16 protein-coding genes and 1 tRNA gene are annotated in these 15,449 nt (G+C 63.7%); 4 read left to right on the forward strand and 13 right to left on the reverse strand.

The window, feature by feature from the left end:
- Positions 1-17: 17 nt before the first annotated feature.
- The 6 genes from LPW39_RS01310 to LPW39_RS01335 all read right to left on the reverse strand — a co-directional run bounded on the left by LPW39_RS01310 (position 18) and on the right by LPW39_RS01335 (position 6,900).
- Entirely contained in the window at positions 18-1,424 is a 1,407-nt protein-coding gene (locus LPW39_RS01310; protein WP_230770649.1) for an amidase, read from the reverse strand.
- 108 nt (positions 1,425-1,532) lie between these two features.
- The gene (locus LPW39_RS01315; RefSeq protein ID WP_230770650.1) at positions 1,533-3,023 is read right to left on the reverse strand and encodes an ABC transporter substrate-binding protein; all 1,491 of its coding nucleotides are present in this window, start codon (positions 3,021-3,023) and stop codon (positions 1,533-1,535) included.
- 93 nt (positions 3,024-3,116) lie between these two features.
- A complete protein-coding gene (locus LPW39_RS01320; protein ID WP_230770651.1) occupies positions 3,117-3,968 on the reverse strand; it encodes an ATP-binding cassette domain-containing protein in 852 nt (283 codons plus the stop codon).
- Complete coding sequence (locus LPW39_RS01325) at positions 3,965-4,990, reverse strand: ABC transporter ATP-binding protein (protein ID WP_230770652.1); 1,026 nt, start codon at positions 4,988-4,990, stop codon at positions 3,965-3,967. The genes LPW39_RS01320 and LPW39_RS01325 overlap by 4 nt, the downstream gene beginning before the upstream one ends.
- A 28-nt stretch (positions 4,991-5,018) precedes the next feature.
- Entirely contained in the window at positions 5,019-5,930 is a 912-nt protein-coding gene (locus tag LPW39_RS01330; protein ID WP_230770653.1) for an ABC transporter permease, read from the reverse strand.
- Between the two features lie 7 nt (positions 5,931-5,937).
- Positions 5,938-6,900: an ABC transporter permease gene (locus LPW39_RS01335; protein ID WP_230770654.1), complete on the reverse strand. Its 963-nt coding sequence runs from the start codon at positions 6,898-6,900 to the stop codon at positions 5,938-5,940.
- Between the two features lie 199 nt (positions 6,901-7,099).
- Here LPW39_RS01335 and LPW39_RS01340 point away from each other — a divergent pair, with 199 nt between their 5' ends.
- Positions 7,100-7,357, forward strand: a complete 258-nt coding sequence (locus LPW39_RS01340) for a YfhL family 4Fe-4S dicluster ferredoxin (RefSeq protein ID WP_021025013.1) — start codon at positions 7,100-7,102, stop codon at positions 7,355-7,357.
- 52 nt (positions 7,358-7,409) lie between these two features.
- Here LPW39_RS01340 and pth read toward each other — a convergent pair whose 3' ends face one another.
- The 7 genes from pth to LPW39_RS01375 form a co-directional block, all read right to left on the reverse strand.
- Complete coding sequence (gene pth, locus LPW39_RS01345) at positions 7,410-8,018, reverse strand: aminoacyl-tRNA hydrolase (RefSeq protein WP_230770656.1); 609 nt, start codon at positions 8,016-8,018, stop codon at positions 7,410-7,412.
- 105 nt (positions 8,019-8,123) lie between these two features.
- Positions 8,124-8,714 (reverse strand): 50S ribosomal protein L25/general stress protein Ctc, encoded by a 591-nt coding sequence (locus tag LPW39_RS01350; RefSeq protein ID WP_116927040.1) that lies wholly within the window; start codon positions 8,712-8,714, stop codon positions 8,124-8,126.
- A 129-nt stretch (positions 8,715-8,843) separates the two neighbouring features.
- Positions 8,844-9,809 (reverse strand): ribose-phosphate pyrophosphokinase, encoded by a 966-nt coding sequence (locus LPW39_RS01355; protein WP_230770657.1) that lies wholly within the window; start codon positions 9,807-9,809, stop codon positions 8,844-8,846.
- Between the two features lie 56 nt (positions 9,810-9,865).
- A tRNA-Gln gene (locus tag LPW39_RS01360) sits at positions 9,866-9,942 on the reverse strand.
- Between the two features lie 40 nt (positions 9,943-9,982).
- Positions 9,983-10,840, reverse strand: a complete 858-nt coding sequence (gene ispE / locus LPW39_RS01365) for a 4-(cytidine 5'-diphospho)-2-C-methyl-D-erythritol kinase (protein WP_230770659.1) — start codon at positions 10,838-10,840, stop codon at positions 9,983-9,985.
- Positions 10,841-10,862: 22 nt separating this feature from the next.
- On the reverse strand, positions 10,863-11,369 hold the full coding sequence (locus tag LPW39_RS01370) for an outer membrane lipoprotein LolB (protein ID WP_230770661.1): 507 nt from the start codon (positions 11,367-11,369) through the stop codon (positions 10,863-10,865).
- A complete protein-coding gene (locus LPW39_RS01375) occupies positions 11,366-13,141 on the reverse strand; it encodes a tetratricopeptide repeat protein (RefSeq protein WP_230770663.1) in 1,776 nt (591 codons plus the stop codon). The genes LPW39_RS01370 and LPW39_RS01375 overlap by 4 nt, the downstream gene beginning before the upstream one ends.
- Positions 13,142-13,186: 45 nt before the next feature.
- Here LPW39_RS01375 and mutM point away from each other — a divergent pair, with 45 nt between their 5' ends.
- The 3 genes from mutM (at position 13,187) to LPW39_RS01390 (ending at position 15,449) form a co-directional block, all read left to right on the forward strand.
- On the forward strand, positions 13,187-13,999 hold the full coding sequence (mutM, locus tag LPW39_RS01380; protein ID WP_230770665.1) for a bifunctional DNA-formamidopyrimidine glycosylase/DNA-(apurinic or apyrimidinic site) lyase: 813 nt from the start codon (positions 13,187-13,189) through the stop codon (positions 13,997-13,999).
- Positions 14,000-14,063: 64 nt separating this feature from the next.
- Entirely contained in the window at positions 14,064-15,104 is a 1,041-nt protein-coding gene (gene mutY / locus LPW39_RS01385) for an A/G-specific adenine glycosylase (RefSeq protein ID WP_407928770.1), read from the forward strand.
- A 108-nt stretch (positions 15,105-15,212) separates the two neighbouring features.
- A complete protein-coding gene (locus LPW39_RS01390) occupies positions 15,213-15,449 on the forward strand; it encodes a DUF2789 domain-containing protein (protein WP_230770668.1) in 237 nt (78 codons plus the stop codon).

Here is a 15,449-nt window from a genome sequence, read left to right on the forward strand (position 1 = left end):
GCGTTTGTCTCCTCGGCTCAGGCCTGGGGCGGCTGGGGCCAGGGCTTTTGCGGGCCACGGATCTGCTCGAAAGCCCGCGACAGCTGCAGCACGCCCAGGTCGTCAAAACGCGCGCCGGCAATCTGCAGGCCAATGGGCAGGCCGGCTGCGGTGTAGCCGCAGTTGATGGAGGCGGCCGGCTGCTCCGACATGTTGTAGGGCACGGTAAAGCCGATGTGCTCCAGCGGGCGCAAGGGGTCATTGGTCGGCGATGCCCATTCGGCGGCAAAGGCGACGTGGGGCGCCACCGGCGAGATCACAAAGTCGAACGCGCTGCAGGCCTTGACGGTGGCCAGGCGCACCTGGTGGAACTGCTGGCTGGCCTGGAAGACCGCGCTGCCGCTCATACCTTCGGCGCTCTCGGCCCAGGTACGGATATACGGCAGCACCTTGTCGCGCTGCGCGCTGCTGAGTGCCTGCAGATCGCTGAGCGAGCGCATGCGCCAGAAGCGGTCCATGCCGTCCAGCATCGCGGGCGTCATGAAGGGCTGCATCGGCGTGATCTGGGCGCCAGCGGCTTCCAGCAGCGCAGCGGCCCGCTCGATGGCGGCGCGCACCTCGGGCTGCAGCGGCAGGCCGCAGCCCGCATCGAGCAAGAGGCCAATGCGCTTGCCCCGGATAAAGTCCGCACCGGTGGTGGCCACGGTGCTCCAGGCAATGTCCTGCGGCGGCAGGCTCATGCTGTCGCGCGCATCGGGGGCCGACAGCACCTGCATTATCAGTGCCGAATCGTCCACGCTGCGGGTCATCGGGCCGGCGGCGCGGCCTTGGTACGGTGGGTCGATGGGAATGCGACCCAGGCTGGGCTTGAGGCTGTAGATACCGCACCAGCTGGCCGGCAGGCGCAAGGAACCACCGATGTCGGTGCCGATGTGCAGCGGCCCGTAGCCTGCGGCGGCTGCGGCACCGCCACCCGCGCTGGAGCCGCCCGGGCCCTTGCTCAGGTCCCAGGGGTTGCGCGCCAGCGGGTGAAAGCTCGACAGGCCCGACGACAGCATGCCGTAGTCAGGCATCGTGGTCTTGCTGAAGCAGATGGCATGGGCCTCGCGCAGGCGGGCTGCGGGCGGTGCATCGGCGGCTGCAGGCACCAGGGTGACGGCCGCTGTGCCTGCGGGCAGTGGGTCGCCCTGGGTCGCAATGTTCTCCTTGATCGTCACCGGCAGGCCGTCGAGCAGGCCGGCGGGTGCGCCCTTGTGCCAGCGCGCCTCGCTGGCCCGCGCCTGCGCCAGGGCCTCTTCAGGCCGGTACAGGTAGGTGGCGCACAGATGCGGCTCCCACTGCCCGACATGGTCGATGACGGATTGCATGACATCGACAGGGGAGATTTCTTGCTTTTGGTAGGCGGCCAGCAGCGCTGTGGCGGGCCAATCGTGCAACGCGGTCATATCGGGCAGGGGGTGTGAAAAGGGTAGGGACGCGGAAAGAAAAAACGCCCATCTCGGCAGGCCGTAGATGGGCGGTGTGCTGGTTTGAAGCCTAGCGCAAGACCGGGTTCAAGCCCAGTACATGGATGACAGGTCGTTGATGAAGATCGGCATGTCCTTCCACAGGCCACGCACGTTCTTGGCGGCAATGGTCACCCACTGCGGCTGGTACAGGTAGACGTTGGCGGCATCTTCGGCCAGCAGGCGTTGGGCCTCGCCCAGCAGGCGCGAGCGGTCGGCAGGACGGGCTTCGAGCTTGATCTGTTCGAACAGCTTGTTGAACTTCTCGGACTTGTAGCCCCAGTAGTAATCGGGCCGGGTGTAGTTCTCCAGGTCGAAAGGCTCGACGTGCGAGATCAGCGACAGGTCGTAGTTCTTGTTGGTGTAGGTGCCCGAGAGCCACTGCGCCCATTCCACGTTCTGCAGCTTGACCTCGACGCCGATCTTGGCCAGTTGCGCGGCTATGATCTCGCCGCCCTGGCGCGCATACGGCGTGGGCGGCAGAGTCATGCTCAGGCTCAGCGGCGTCTTCACGCCGGCCTCGGCCATCAGCTTCTTGGCCTTTTCCACATCAAAGGGGTTGATGCCGGTGGTGTCCACATAGCCATAGGCGCCAGGCACATAGTGGCTGCCAATCGGCACGCCCAAGCCTTCAGCCGCACCGGCGATGACGGCCTTGCGGTCGATGGCCGCAGACAGTGCACGGCGCACACGCACATCGTCCAGCGGCTTGCGGCGCTCGTTGATGGCGACGATGGTCTTGGCGCGCGAGCCGGAGATGACCACCTGGTAGCGCGGGTTGGTCTTGAACTGGTCGATGCCACGGGCCGAGACGCGCGGGAAGATGTCCACATCACCGGCCAGCAAGGCGGCCACTTGCGCGGCGGCATCCGAGATGAAGCGGAAGGTGGCGCGGCGAATGCGGATGCTGCCGGGGTTGCGGTACTGCGGCCAGGCATCCAAGGTGATCGATGCCCCTTTGCTCCAGTTGCCAAGCTTGTAGGGGCCGGTGCCGATGGGCTTGGTCGCGTTGCTGTCGGCGCTCTTGGGCTCCACGATGATCGAGGTGGCCTGGCCCAGCACGAACAGCAGGTCCGGGTCGATTTCCTTGTTGAGGATCACCACCGTGTGGTCGTCCACCACCTGGGCCGTGAGGTTGGCGAAGGTGCGCTTGTCCTTGTTGGTGCTCTTCTCACCGGCTGCGCGGTCAAAGGAGAACTTGACGCTGTTGGCGTTGAAGGGCTCGCCATTGTGGAAGCTCACCCCTTTGCGCAGCTTGAAGGTGTAGGTCTTCAGATCGGGCGAGACCTCCCAGCTCTCGGCCAGCAGCGGCGAGACGCTGCCGTCCGAGTTGATCTTGGTCAGCGTCTCGTAGAGGTTGTAGTGGGTGATCTCGGCAATCGACGAGGCGGCGCCGGCGGTGGGGTCCAGCCCTGGCGGCTCCAGGGTCATGCCCAGCACAACGGTGTCTTTCTTGGCCTGCGCCTGGGCGATGCCAGGCAGCCACAGCGGCAGCGGTGCCAGGGTGCCTGCGGCAAGCAGGTGTCTACGGTTCAGCATCCGGTACTCCTTGGATAGGGGTTTATTCAATTTATGGGGAAAGCTGGGCAGTGGCGCCGCCGTTGCCGGGCGCGCCGAGAAGCTCAAGCACGGTTATACAGGACTTGCGCCAATCCCTGCTGGCATGCGGTGACGCCGGGGCCTGACCTGGGGCACGGCCTGCACCAGTTTTTGTGTATAGGGGTGCTGGGCATGCTGGAACAGCTGGGCGGGCGTGCCGCGCTCGACGATCTCGCCCTGGTAGAGCACCACCACCGCATCGCAGAGGTGGTTGATGACGGCCAGGTCGTGGCTGATGAGCAGGTAGGTGATGCCGTGCTCACGCTGCAGGTCCTGCATCAGGTTGAGCACCTGGGCCTGCACCGACACGTCCAGCGCACTCACGGGTTCATCGGCGATGATCAGCCGGGGCTTGGTGATCAGTGCGCGGGCGATGGCGATGCGCTGGCGCTGGCCGCCGGAGAACTCATGCGGGTACTTGTCCACATCCTGCGCGCGCAGGCCCACCTGCTGCAGCACCTGGCTGGCGCGCTCGCGCTGCTCGGCCCGCGAGCTGGTGTTTTGGGTCTGCAGCGGTTCGCTGACGATGCGCTCGACGGTCTGGCGCGGGTCGAGTGAGCCATAGGGGTCCTGGAAGACCATCTGGAAATCCTTGCGTGCCCGCTGCAGCGCAGCCGCCTCCATGCGGTGCAGGTCCTGGCCTTCCAGCAGCACCTGGCCGGAGGTCGGCTGGTCCAGTGCCATCACCAGGCGCGCCAAGGTGGACTTGCCCGAACCCGACTCGCCGACGATGCCCAGGCTCTGGCCGGCATGCAGGTCAAAGCTCACGCCCTTGAGGGCGCGCACCGTGGGGGGCGCGGAAAACAGCTTTTCGCGGGGCAGGGTGTAGGTGCGCACCAGGTCGCGCACTTGCAGCAAGGGGGGGGTGTGGGAGGCTGCCGTCATGCGGGGGTCTCGTCAGGGGTCTCGGTGGCGATGGCATAGGCCTCGGGCCGCAGGCAGTGCACCTGGTGCGTCTCCTGCGGGTGGGTCGATGGCAGGGCCACCTGGGGCGGCTTTTGCACAAAGCAGGGGGCTTGGGTAAAGCTGCAACGGCCGGCAAAGGTGCAGCCAGCGGGCAGGTCGACCAGCTCGGGCACCGAGCCGGCAATGGTGTGCAGGCGCTGGGGCTGGCCCTGCAGGCGTGGCTGCATGCTGGGGCGCGCGGCCAGCAAGCCCCGGGTGTAGGGGTGGGCCATGTGCTCGAACACGGCCTCGGTGCTGCCCGATTCGACCACGGTGCCTCCGTACATCACGACCATCTTGTCGACGTTCTGCGAGATCACGCCCAGGTCGTGCGAGATCAGCAGCAAGGCCATCTGGCGCTCCTCGACCAGGCCATTGATCAGGTCCAGGATCTGCTGCTGGATGGTGACATCCAGCGCCGTGGTGGGCTCATCGGCGATCAGCAGATCGGGGCCGCAGGCCAGCGCCATCGCGATGGTGATGCGCTGGCGCTGCCCGCCCGAGAACTGGTGCGGATAGGCATCAAAGCGCTGCGCGGGCTGGGCAATGCCGACGCGGTCGAGCAGCGCAATCGCTTCTTCACGGGCCTGGCGTGCGCTCCAGCCCTTGTGCAGGCGCAGCGGCTCGCTGATCTGGCGGCCGATGGTGTGCACCGGGTTCAGCGCCGTCATCGGCTCTTGGAAGATCATCGCAATGCGGTTGCCGCGCACACTGCGCCACCAGCGGTCGGGCTGCTGCACCAGGCTTTGGCCATCCAGCGTAGCGCTGCCGTTGACCTGGGCCGATTCCGGCAGCAGGCCCATCAAGGCCATGGCCGTGATGGATTTGCCGCAGCCCGATTCGCCAATCAGGCCCAGGGCCTGGCCGCGCTCGATCTGCAAGCTGACATCGCGCACGGCGCGGGCGGGGCCCCGGTGGGTTTGCAGCACGATCTCGAGGTGCTGTACATCAATCAATGCCATGGACACTCCTTAGAACGTCAACACGTTCTTAGCGCTTGCGGGCGAGACGGGGGTCGAGCAGGTCGCGCAGACCGTCGCCCAGCAGGTTGAGGCCCAGCACCGACAGGGCAATCGCCACGCCCGGGAAGACGGCCAGCAGCGGCGCCTGGAACATCAAGGTCTGCGCCTCGCTCAGCATGCGGCCCCAGGACGGCTGCGGTGGCTGGGTGCCCAGGCCCAGGTAGGACAGCGCGGCCTCGGCCAGGATCGCAATCGCAAAGCGGATGGTGCATTGCACGATCAACGTGGCCGAGATATTGGGCAGCACATGCTGCCAGGTGATGGCCCAGGCGCCCTTGCCGCAGGCGCGTGCAGCGGTGACGTATTCGCGCCCCCAGATGGTGTTGGCCGAGCCGCGTGCAATGCGGGCGAACATGGGAATGTTGTAGATGCCGATGGCCACAATCGCGTTGACGATGCCCGGGCCGAAGACGGCGGTCAGCATGATGGCCGAGAGAATCGCGGGGAAGGCCAGCGAGAAATCGGCCAGGCGCATGATGGCCTCTTCAACCCAGCCGCGTTTGGCAGCGGCCAGCAGGCCCAGCGCCGTGCCAACCACGACGCCCATGCCCACGGCAATGACGCCGACCAGGATCGAGGCCCGGGCGCCCAGCAGCAGCTGCGACGCAACATCGCGCCCATAGGCATCGGTGCCCAGCCAGTGGGCCAGCGAAGGCCCTTGCAGCTTGGCCTCCATGTTCATCTCGAAGGCCGAGTGCGGCGTCCAGAAATAGGACAGGCCAGCGGCGAGCAGGAGCAGTGCCGTGAGCACCAGGCCAATCATGAAGCTGGGGTTGCGCAGTGCGCGGCGCCACAGCGTGTTGCGGGGTACGGTGTTGCCTGGCACTGGGCTGGCAGCGGGCGCGGGCAGGGTGGGGGCGACGGAGGTAGGCGGTTGCATGGCGTGCTCAGATATCGCTGGCTTTGGTGCGGGGGTCGATCCAGGCATAGAGCAGGTCCACCACGAAATTGACGATCACCACCATGGCTGCCAACAGCATCACACAGTTGCGCACCACCATCAGGTCCCGGTTGGCAATGGCCTGAAAGATCAGGCGGCCCATGCCCGGCAGGTAGAACACGTTCTCGACGACGATCGTGCCGGCCATCAGCTCGGCAAACTGCAGGCCCATCACGGTGACCACCGGCACCAGCGCATTGCGCAGCACATGGCCATACAGCGCTGCGCGTTGCGACAGGCCCTTGGCCCGGGCGGTGCGGACAAAGTCCTCGCGCAGTACTTCGAGCACCGACGAGCGGGTGATGCGCGCCAGGATGGCGGCCTGCACCACCGCCAACGACAGCGCTGGCAGCAACAGCGACTTGATCGCTGCCCAGGGCGAGCCGCCCGATGCCTCGGTCCAGCCCGGAAAGCCGCCCGCCGAGAACCATTTGAGCTGCACCGAAAACAGCAAAATCAGCAATATGGCGAACCAGAAATTGGGAATCGCAATACCCAGCTGGGCGAGGCCCATGACACTGACATCACCGATCTTGTTGTGGCGGCTGGCGGCATAGATGCCGGCGGCCAGTGCGACGACGGTGGTGATGGCCATGGCCATCAGGGCCAGCGGCAGGGTGAGCGCCATGCGCTCGGCAATCAGTTCGATGACGGGGGTGCCGTAGCTGTAGCTGTTGCCCAGGTCCAGGTGCACGAGTCCCGAGATCCAGTGCACGTAGCGCTCCCACGCAGGTTGGTTGAGCCCGAGCTGCTCGGCCAGCTCAGCCACCGCTTCGGGAGCGGCATCAGGCCCCATCAGCATCTGGGCGGCGTTGCCCGGCAGGATCTCCAGCACGAGGAAGACGACAATCGAGGTGCCCAGCAAGGTGAGCAGCAAGGTGAGTGTGCGCTTGAGAATGAATAAGCCCATGGATAGCCATCGTGGTTAGGAAAGGCGCGCAGACTGCAGGTGCTGGTTGTATTTTTTCGCAGCGGCAAGCATAACGCGAACAATTCCGACACACCATACATGCTTACTCGCAGTGCCAAGAGTATGGCTAAGGCGCACGCGGGATAATGTCGCTCATGTCACACTTCTTCCCCCGTGCTGGAATCTTGGAGACGCCGCCATGGCCTTGATGATTACCGATGAGTGCATCAACTGCGATGTCTGCGAGCCCGAGTGCCCCAACGATGCCATCTCGATGGGGGAGGACTACTATGAGATCGATCCGCACCGCTGCACCGAATGTGTGGGCCATTTCGATGAGCCCCAGTGCGTGCAGATCTGCCCGGTGGCCTGCATTCCGGTGCACCCCGATTTTCAGGAAGACAAGCCCACGTTGATGCAGCGCTATGTGCGCTTGCAGGCTGACAAGGGCCTGTGACTGCGGGGTTGTCGGGGGTGGTGGGCATTGATGTGCGTGTAGCCCGGCGCGCTCAGACGGCCTGAGGGCGCGGCGGCTTGGGCCGCTGGGGCTTGGTGGTGTGGATCTTCAACGTGGCCTTGTCCATGTCGCCCGCCAGCAGCTCGGGCGAGGCCTGCAGCGCATGGATGATGCTGTCTTCGATCAGGGTTCGCTGGTCCGGCGCTGGCTTGCGCAGCACCCAGTTGGGCACCTCCTGCTTGTCACCGGGGTGGCCGATGCCGATGCGCAGGCGCCAGTAATCGGATGATCCCAGCTGCGCATGGATATCGCGCAGGCCGTTGTGGCCGCCGTGGCCACCGCCACGCTTGAGCTTGACCTGGCCGGGCGGCAGATCGAGTTCATCGTGCACCACCAGAATCTCTTCGGGCTTGATCTTGAAAAAACGTGCGAGCGCACCGACCGACTTGCCCGACAGGTTCATGAAGGTCTGGGGCTCCAGCAGCCAGACCGACTCGCCTTGCACCGAGGTGCGCGCGACCAGACCGTAGTAATTGCGGTCGGGTACCAGCTGCAGGCGCAAATCCCGGGCCAGCGCATCAATCCACCAGAAGCCGGCGTTGTGGCGCGTGCCTTCGTATTCAGGGCCGGGATTGCCGAGGCCAACAAACAGCTTGATCATGGGCGGATGGAGTGAAGTGGGGGGAGGAATGAAAAAAGGCTGCATTGACCAGCAATGCAGCCTCTGGCTTGCAGACGCCAGAGGCGTCAGCAGCTTGCTGTGCGATTAAGCAGCAGGCGCTTCGCCTTCTGCAGGTTCAGCAGCAGCAGGAGCGGCCACGGACACCAGCGCAGGGTTGGTTTGTGCAGCCAGCTTCACGCCCTTGGGCAGAGCGATGTCCTTCAAGTGGACGGTCGAACCCTTTTCCAGCTTGCTCAGGTCCACCGCGATGAATTCGGGCAGGTCCTTGGGCATGCAGATCACTTGGATTTCGGTCACAACCGGGGTCACCAGGCACTTGTCGATCTTGACAGCTGGGGACTCTTCAGCACCGCTGAAGTGGACGGGCACCTTCATGGTCAGCGCGGTGTTGGCATCGACGCGTTGGAAGTCGATGTGCAGCACCAGTTGCTTGTAGGGGTGGTATTGCACGTCGCGCAGCAGCACTTGGCTCTTGGCGCCGTCCAGGTCCAGTTCCAGCACGGATGCGTGGAAGGCTTCCTTCTTCAGGGCGTACCACAGGCTGTTGTGGTCCACTTCGATCAACTGAGGCTCAGCAGCAGCACCGTAGATGATGCCAGGCGTACGGCCAGAATTACGCAGGCGGCGGCTCGCACCCGTACCTTGCTTAGCGCGCGCAAAAGCGACAACGTTCATTTCATTACTCCAATGTGGGATGAACCGCGACCAGTTCACCCGGTTAAAAAGGCCGCTACAAATTGCAGCGGCCAGCGAAAACTATCTATTTTAGCAGAAAGCAGAAAAAGGGCCTTGCAGGCCCTTGGTTCACTCGGCTTCCTGGAACAGGCTCATCACCGATTCGCCGGTGGCGATGCGGTGGATGGTCTCACCAATCAGTGGTGCCACCGACAACTGGCGGATCTTGCTGCAGTTGCGGGCAGCGGCCGACAGAGGGATGGTGTTGGTGACGACGACTTCGTCCAGAGCTGCACCGTTGCCGATACGCTCAATGGCCGGGCCCGAGAAGATGGGGTGCGTGCAATAGGCGTAAACCTTCTTGGCGCCGCGCTCCTTGAGCACTTCAGCAGCCTTCACCAAGGTGCCTGCGGTGTCGATCATGTCGTCCATGATCACGCAGTTGCGGCCGTCGATATCACCGATCACATGCATGACTTCGGAGACATTGGCCTTGGGGCGGCGCTTGTCGATGATGGCCAGATCGCAATGGAGTTGCTTGGCCAGTGCGCGGGCACGCACCACACCACCGACGTCCGGCGACACGACGATCAGGTCTTCGTAGTTCTTCTGGCGCAGATCACCCAGCAGCACAGGCGATGCATAGATGTTGTCCACCGGAATATCGAAGAAGCCCTGGATCTGGTCAGCGTGCAGGTCCATCGTCAGCACGCGGCTCACGCCAGCGGCTTGCAGCATATTGGCAACGACCTTGGCCGTGATGGGCACGCGGGTCGAGCGAACACGGCGGTCCTGGCGGGCGTAGCCAAAATAGGGGATCACGGCACAGATGTGCTCAGCCGATGCACGCTTCAGAGCGTCGACCATCACCAGCAGTTCCATCAGATGGTCGTTGGTGGGCGCGCAGGTGGGCTGCACCACGAACACATCGCGGGTACGTACGTTCTGCTTGATCTCGACGGTGACTTCACCGTCAGAGAAACGGCCTACGTCGGCGTTACCCAGGGAGGTATGAAGGTGTTGTGCAATTTCAGAGGCAAGTTCGCGGTTGGCGTTGCCAGTGAAAACCATGAAGTCTGGATGATGGTCTTGCATAGCGTCCCAGTGGGTATGGGTTAGCTGTGTGCGTTGCTTGTACGCGGTAAGAAATATGGCAGGGGAAGAAGGATTCGAACCTTCGCATGCCGGAATCAAAATCCGGTGCCTTAACCAGCTTGGCGACTCCCCTACAAGAATTGGTGCTAAGCATCACCAATCCTTTAAAACTTTCAGTCTTGGGTCCAACCTCTGAGAGGGTGTTCCATCAGACTTGTGCAATCTTTCACTGTCCAGTCTTGTGAAAAACTGCTCTGGCAGCTATTAGCTTGCATTTTCTTCACTGCGAAAACTGCGCTACCTGAGCCCGTCATTTTAGCATGTAATCCTTGTGATTTCAAAAAGTCAGAAACTTTTTTTATCGAAGGGCACAGGCTTTCTGCGACCGGCTGCAAGTCGTTTCGACCGAAGTCAAAGTTCTCTGCAGCGAAGCTCGTCATTGTAGCAGCTTCTGAATCGCGTTTTAGGTTCGGACTTGAAAAAATTAATTTCGTATCCAGACCCTCTTGCGGCTTCACAACTACCAGCGCGGTGTCTGCTAGTTGCTGCTCGTTTTCGAGTGGACGTATTATGTCACCGATTCCTTCGACCCAAGCCGACTTTCCGAAAATAAAAAACGGAACATCGGCGCCCAGCGTCAGCCCGATGCGCTGCAGTTCGCTGCGCGAGAGCTTCAAATCCCAGAGCTGGTTCAGGGCCAGCAGGGTGCTCGCGGCATCCGATGAGCCGCCGCCCATGCCCGCCTGGGCCGGCAGGTTTTTGTACACGCCAATGTGCACGCCCTTGTTGCAGCCGGTGGCCTGCTGCAAGGCCCGTGCAGCGCGGGTGATCAGGTCATCGGCGGGCAGCGGGGTGTTCAGGTCTTCGCGGCTGATCTGGCTGCCGCTGCGCAGCTCATAGTGCAGGGTGTCGGCCCAGTCGATCAGCATGAACACCGACTGCAGCAGATGGTAGCCATCGGCGCGTCTGCCGGTGATGTGCAGGAAGAGGTTGAGCTTGGCAGGTGCGGGAACGTCGTACAGCGTACGCATGGATCAGGGTCTCACAAAAGAATCATGGCGCGTCGAGGACGATGCGCAGGCTGGCTTCAGGCAGGGGGGTTAGACGGCGGGCCAGGATTCTCCCTTCGCTGCGTGCCTCCAGATCGGCCTGCCAGCCGGCCGCCTCGGTGGGTTTGCCCTGCAGCCAGTCAAACAGCGCAGCAATCGGCAAGCTGGTGCCCAGCAGGGTCTGCGTCAGCTCGTCGAGTGAGCTGGCCTGGCGCGTCTGCGTGCCTTGCTGCGCGCTGGCCTGGCCGGGTGACCATTGCACGCGTGCCACGATATTGCCAAGAGGGTTGAGCAGCACCAGCTCACCCGAAGCGGCACTGCCTGATAGCTCAAAGCTGCCGCTGGTACTCTGCGGTGGGCTCTCCAGCACCTGCACCGACATGCGGCCCGACCAGTAGGTCTTGCCCGGTGCGGCTTCCAGCTGGCGCGCTGCGGTGCTGCAGGCCGAGATGACGGGCAGCAGGCCAGCGCCGATGACGGCCAGGCAGAGCTGCCTGCGCTGCATCGTCATGGCTTGATTCCCAGGCGCTCAAAGGTCTTCTTGACCATGTCGTTGTTGGGCGCTGTCTTCAAAACGGTGCGCAGCAGCTCTTCGGCGGGCTTGTTCTTGCCCTGCTTCCACCAGACTTCGGCCAGGTGGGCGCCAATCTCGGCATCGGGTTGCTTGGTATAGGCCTGCTCCAGCAGCTCGGCAGCGCGGTCAAGGTTGCCCAGCTTGAACTCCACCCAGCCCAGGCTGTCGGTGATGAAGGGATCGCCCGGCGACATGCTCAGCGCCTTTTCGATCAGGCTCTTGGCCTCGTCGAGCTTGAGGCCGCGATCGGCCAGCGAGTAGCCCAGCGCGTTATAGGCATGGTGAAAATCGGGCTGCAGCTCGATCAGCCTGCGCAGTTGGGTCTCGGCCAGCTCGATGTTGTTCATGCGTTCGGCGAGCATGGCCTGCTCGTACAGCGCGTCCGGGTCCTGCGGTTGCAGCGCGACCAGGCGGCCTTGCAGCTCCAGCGCCTTGGCATAGTTCTTCGCAGTCTTTTGCAGTTGCACTTGCGCTGCCAGCTTGGCGCGCGCTTCGCCGGCATTGCCTTCGGGCAACTGGTCCAGCAAAGTAGCAGCGGCATCGTAGTTGCCTTGCTGCATCTGGATGGAGGCCTTGCGCAAGGTGGCCAGCGCGGTGTTGCCGGCCTTGGCGATCTCATCGGCCCAGCGGTCAGCCTCGGCCCATTTCTGCTGGGCTTCGGCCATCTGCTCGCGCAGCATCAGGCTTTGGATACGTACTTCACGCTGCAGCACCGCCGAGGGGAATTTGTCGATCAGGGTGTCGAGCTTGAGCAGCGAGACATCGGCCTCGGTGTACTGCTTGAGCTGGGCTTCCAGTGCGGCTTTCAGCATCCAGGCGTCGGCAGATTCGGGGCTCAGGCGCGTGGCGTTTTCCAGCTGGGTTTTGGCCTCGTCAAAGCGCTCGGCATTCATCAGGCTGCGGGCATAGGCCAGGTGGGCCTCGCCGCTCTTGGATTTGTCCAAGAAATCAACCACCAGCGATTCAGCGCCGGGCACACCTGCGTTGACCAGGTCAGCGGCGAGCTTGGCCGCGCTCTCGTTGTCGGGGTTGAGCTGCAGCGACCGGCGGGCAGATGCCAATGCCTCGGTCTTCTGGTCGGCGGCCAGCTCCATGCGGCCGATGGCGGCCCAGGCCTCGGGGCCGGTGGCGGGGTTTTCCAGCTCGGGGGTGAGTGCCTCGCGCACGATGCGGGCGGCCAGCGTCTGGTCGCTCAGGCGGCGGTAGATGCTGGGGATGGCGCGGATCCAGTCCAGCTTTTCATCGGGCTTGGCCAGTGCAATCTCTTGCTTGAGCAGCGGGCCGGTTTCCTCGCCATGGTTGGTCGAGAGCATCACCTGCAGCATGTAGCGGCTGGCGGCGCGCGATTGGGGGAAGGCGTTCTTCCAGGCCTGGGCCACTTCAGTGGCGCGGCTGGCGGAACGCGACAGCAGCGCCAGCTGTGCGCTGCGTTGGTAGACCTTTTCGTCGCCCGATCGGCGGGCGGCATCGAGCAGCAATTCCACGCTGGTCGCCGCATCACCACGGTAGGCGTACATTTCGCCCAACAGCAGTTCGTAAAAAAGCTCCGCATCCAGCTCCACTCTGGCATCATCGGCGCGCTCAGCCGCGGCCAAGGCCAGTGGTCGCTGGGCAGCGCCGTTTTGCGGTGCTTGGGCAGGCGCTGCAAACGCGGGTGCCATCAGGCCAGAGGCCAGAAAATAAGCCAGTAAACGAAGTTTTTGCGTCATCGGCCCATAATAAACGATGCCCAAGGGCCTTGCAGAAGGAAGAAAGTGCCAGAGTTACCAGAAGTGGAAGTCACGCGGCGGGGATTGGTTGCGCCGCTGCAAGGCGCGCGCATCGCCTCCGTGCGTATCGGAAAGCCTTTGCGCTGGCCGCTGGGTATCGAGACCGCAGCGCTCGCTGGCCGCACCATCACTGATGTGCAGCGCCGCGGCAAATATATCGTGCTGGTGCTGGACCAGGGTGTGGTGCTGATCCACCTGGGCATGTCCGGCAGCCTGCAGGTCAGCCAGATGGATGTGCCCGCCGGCCCGCATGACCATTTCGACCTGTTCACCGACCAGCATTTGCTGCGCCTGCACGACCCGCGCCGCTTTGGCGCGGTGGTGTGGTCGCCCGATGCCGATTCCGGCATGGCCGCCAAGCTGTTTGCCAACCTGGGCGTGGAGCCCTTGAGTGCCGGCTTCAGCTTTGAGCACCTGTGGGCGGGTTTGCAAAAATCGCGCATGCCGATCAAGCAGCTGCTGCTGGGCGGCCAGGTGGTCGTGGGCGTGGGCAATATCTACGCCAGTGAGGTGCTGTTCCTGGCCGGCATCGCACCCACCAAACCGGCCAACCAGACCACACGGCCCCAGGCGCGGCGCCTGCATGCAGCGATCGTCGAAGTGCTGACCCGCTCGATTGCGCTGGGCGGCAGCACCTTGCGCGATTTTGTCCAGGTCAATGGCTATGCCGGTGCCTTCCAGGCGCAGGCCAGCGTTTATGGCCGGGCTGGAGAGCCCTGCCAGCAATGCGGCCAGCCGGTGCAGGTCATCAAACAAGGGCAGCGCAGCACCTATTACTGCAAGCGCTGCCAGAAATAAACACCGGGCTGACAGGCCGCCCCAGAGCGGCCGCAGCCATCTATAACTCCCCCCGAGAACAGCGATTGTGAGCCGATTTTCCGAACAGATTGTGGCCTGGCAGACAGTCCACGGAAGACACCACCTGCCCTGGCAGAACACCCAGGATGCCTACCGCGTCTGGCTGTCCGAGATCATGCTGCAGCAGACCCAGGTCAGCACCGTGCTGGGCTACTACGAGCGGTTCTTGCAGCGCTGCCCCACGGTGGCCGATCTGGCCGCGGCCAGCGATGAAGAAGTCATGGCGCTGTGGAGCGGCCTGGGCTACTACAGCCGCGCACGCAACCTGCACCGCTGCGCCAAGGAGGTGATGGAGCGCTTTGGCGGTGCGTTCCCGCACACGGTCGAAGAACTCTCGTCCTTGCCTGGCATTGGCCGTTCGACCGCAGGCGCGATTGCCTCGTTCTGCTTTGCGCAGCGGGCTGCCATTCTGGATGCCAACGTCAAACGGGTGCTCACCCGCGTGCTGGGCTTTGACGACGACCTGGCCAGCAGCGCCGCCGAGAAAAAGCTCTGGGCGCTGGCCGAAGACCTGCTGCCCACCACCGACCTGGCGCGCAACATGCCGCGCTATACCCAGGGCATGATGGACATGGGCGCCACCATCTGCACCGCCAAAAAGCCCAGCTGCCTGCTCTGCCCGGTGCACGGAGATTGCGTAGCACACCGCCAGGGCCAGCCCGAGCGCTATCCCGTCAAGACCAAGAAATTGAAGCGCAGCGCCGCCAGTTGGTGGCTGCTGTGCTGGCAACGGCCCGATGGCGCCATCTGGCTGGAAAAGCGCCCGGCACCGGGCATCTGGGCCGGCCTGTTCTGCATGCCGGTCTGCGACAGCGAAGAAGCACTGCTCCAGCTGTCTGCCCGTTACGGCGCCACCTCAGCGCCCGTGCATGGCGCCGCTTTTTTGCATGTGCTCACCCACAAGGACCTGCATCTGCACCCGGTGCGGGTCCCCATTGCTGCCGATTTTGTGCCGGCACAGTCTGGCCAGTGGGTGCTGCCTGCACAGTGGCCCGATGTGGGCCTGCCCGCGCCGGTTCGCAGTCTGCTGCAGCGCGGGTTCTGAGGCTGGCCGGGGCAGCAGGCACTGGCGTCGATTGCAGTGCTTGTCCTGCAAAGCGCGCCTTTGCCCGGCAATTAGACTGCAGCCATCTTTTTGCTTTGAAAGTGCGCCATGGAACCCACTGTCCATCCATTCTCGTCCCTGTTCCAGCAACTGGGCCTGCCCGATGACGACGCATCGATTCGCGAGTTCATTGAAACCCACCGCCCGCTGCCCGACACCTTGCTGATGGCCGACGCTCCGTTCTGGTCGCCAGCACAGGCGCGCTTTTTGCGGGAGAGCATCACCGCAGATGCCGATTGGGCGAACGTGGTGGACCAGCTCAGCGTGGCCTTGCGCGCCGAGTAA

Origin of the sequence: Comamonas koreensis, assembly GCF_021026195.1 — a bacterium.
Taxonomy (GTDB): domain Bacteria; phylum Pseudomonadota; class Gammaproteobacteria; order Burkholderiales; family Burkholderiaceae_C; genus Comamonas; species Comamonas koreensis.

Bases quoted from the DNA above. Each gene is read 5' to 3' on its own strand.
- LPW39_RS01310 (WP_230770649.1), bottom strand. From the start codon at position 1,424: ATGACCGCGTTGCACGATTGGCCCGCCACAGCGCTGCTGGCCGCCTAC.
- LPW39_RS01315 (WP_230770650.1), bottom strand. From the start codon at position 3,023: ATGCTGAACCGTAGACACCTGCTTGCCGCAGGCACCCTGGCACCGCTG.
- LPW39_RS01320 (WP_230770651.1), bottom strand. From the start codon at position 3,968: ATGACGGCAGCCTCCCACACCCCCCCCTTGCTGCAAGTGCGCGACCTG.
- LPW39_RS01325 (WP_230770652.1), bottom strand. From the start codon at position 4,990: ATGGCATTGATTGATGTACAGCACCTCGAGATCGTGCTGCAAACCCAC.
- LPW39_RS01330 (WP_230770653.1), bottom strand. From the start codon at position 5,930: ATGCAACCGCCTACCTCCGTCGCCCCCACCCTGCCCGCGCCCGCTGCC.
- LPW39_RS01335 (WP_230770654.1), bottom strand. From the start codon at position 6,900: ATGGGCTTATTCATTCTCAAGCGCACACTCACCTTGCTGCTCACCTTG.
- LPW39_RS01340 (WP_021025013.1), top strand. From the start codon at position 7,100: ATGGCCTTGATGATTACCGATGAGTGCATCAACTGCGATGTCTGCGAG.
- pth (WP_230770656.1), bottom strand. From the start codon at position 8,018: ATGATCAAGCTGTTTGTTGGCCTCGGCAATCCCGGCCCTGAATACGAA.
- LPW39_RS01350 (WP_116927040.1), bottom strand. From the start codon at position 8,714: ATGAACGTTGTCGCTTTTGCGCGCGCTAAGCAAGGTACGGGTGCGAGC.
- LPW39_RS01355 (WP_230770657.1), bottom strand. From the start codon at position 9,809: ATGCAAGACCATCATCCAGACTTCATGGTTTTCACTGGCAACGCCAAC.
- ispE (WP_230770659.1), bottom strand. From the start codon at position 10,840: ATGCGTACGCTGTACGACGTTCCCGCACCTGCCAAGCTCAACCTCTTC.
- LPW39_RS01370 (WP_230770661.1), bottom strand. From the start codon at position 11,369: ATGACGATGCAGCGCAGGCAGCTCTGCCTGGCCGTCATCGGCGCTGGC.
- LPW39_RS01375 (WP_230770663.1), bottom strand. From the start codon at position 13,141: ATGACGCAAAAACTTCGTTTACTGGCTTATTTTCTGGCCTCTGGCCTG.
- LPW39_RS01390 (WP_230770668.1), top strand. From the start codon at position 15,213: ATGGAACCCACTGTCCATCCATTCTCGTCCCTGTTCCAGCAACTGGGC.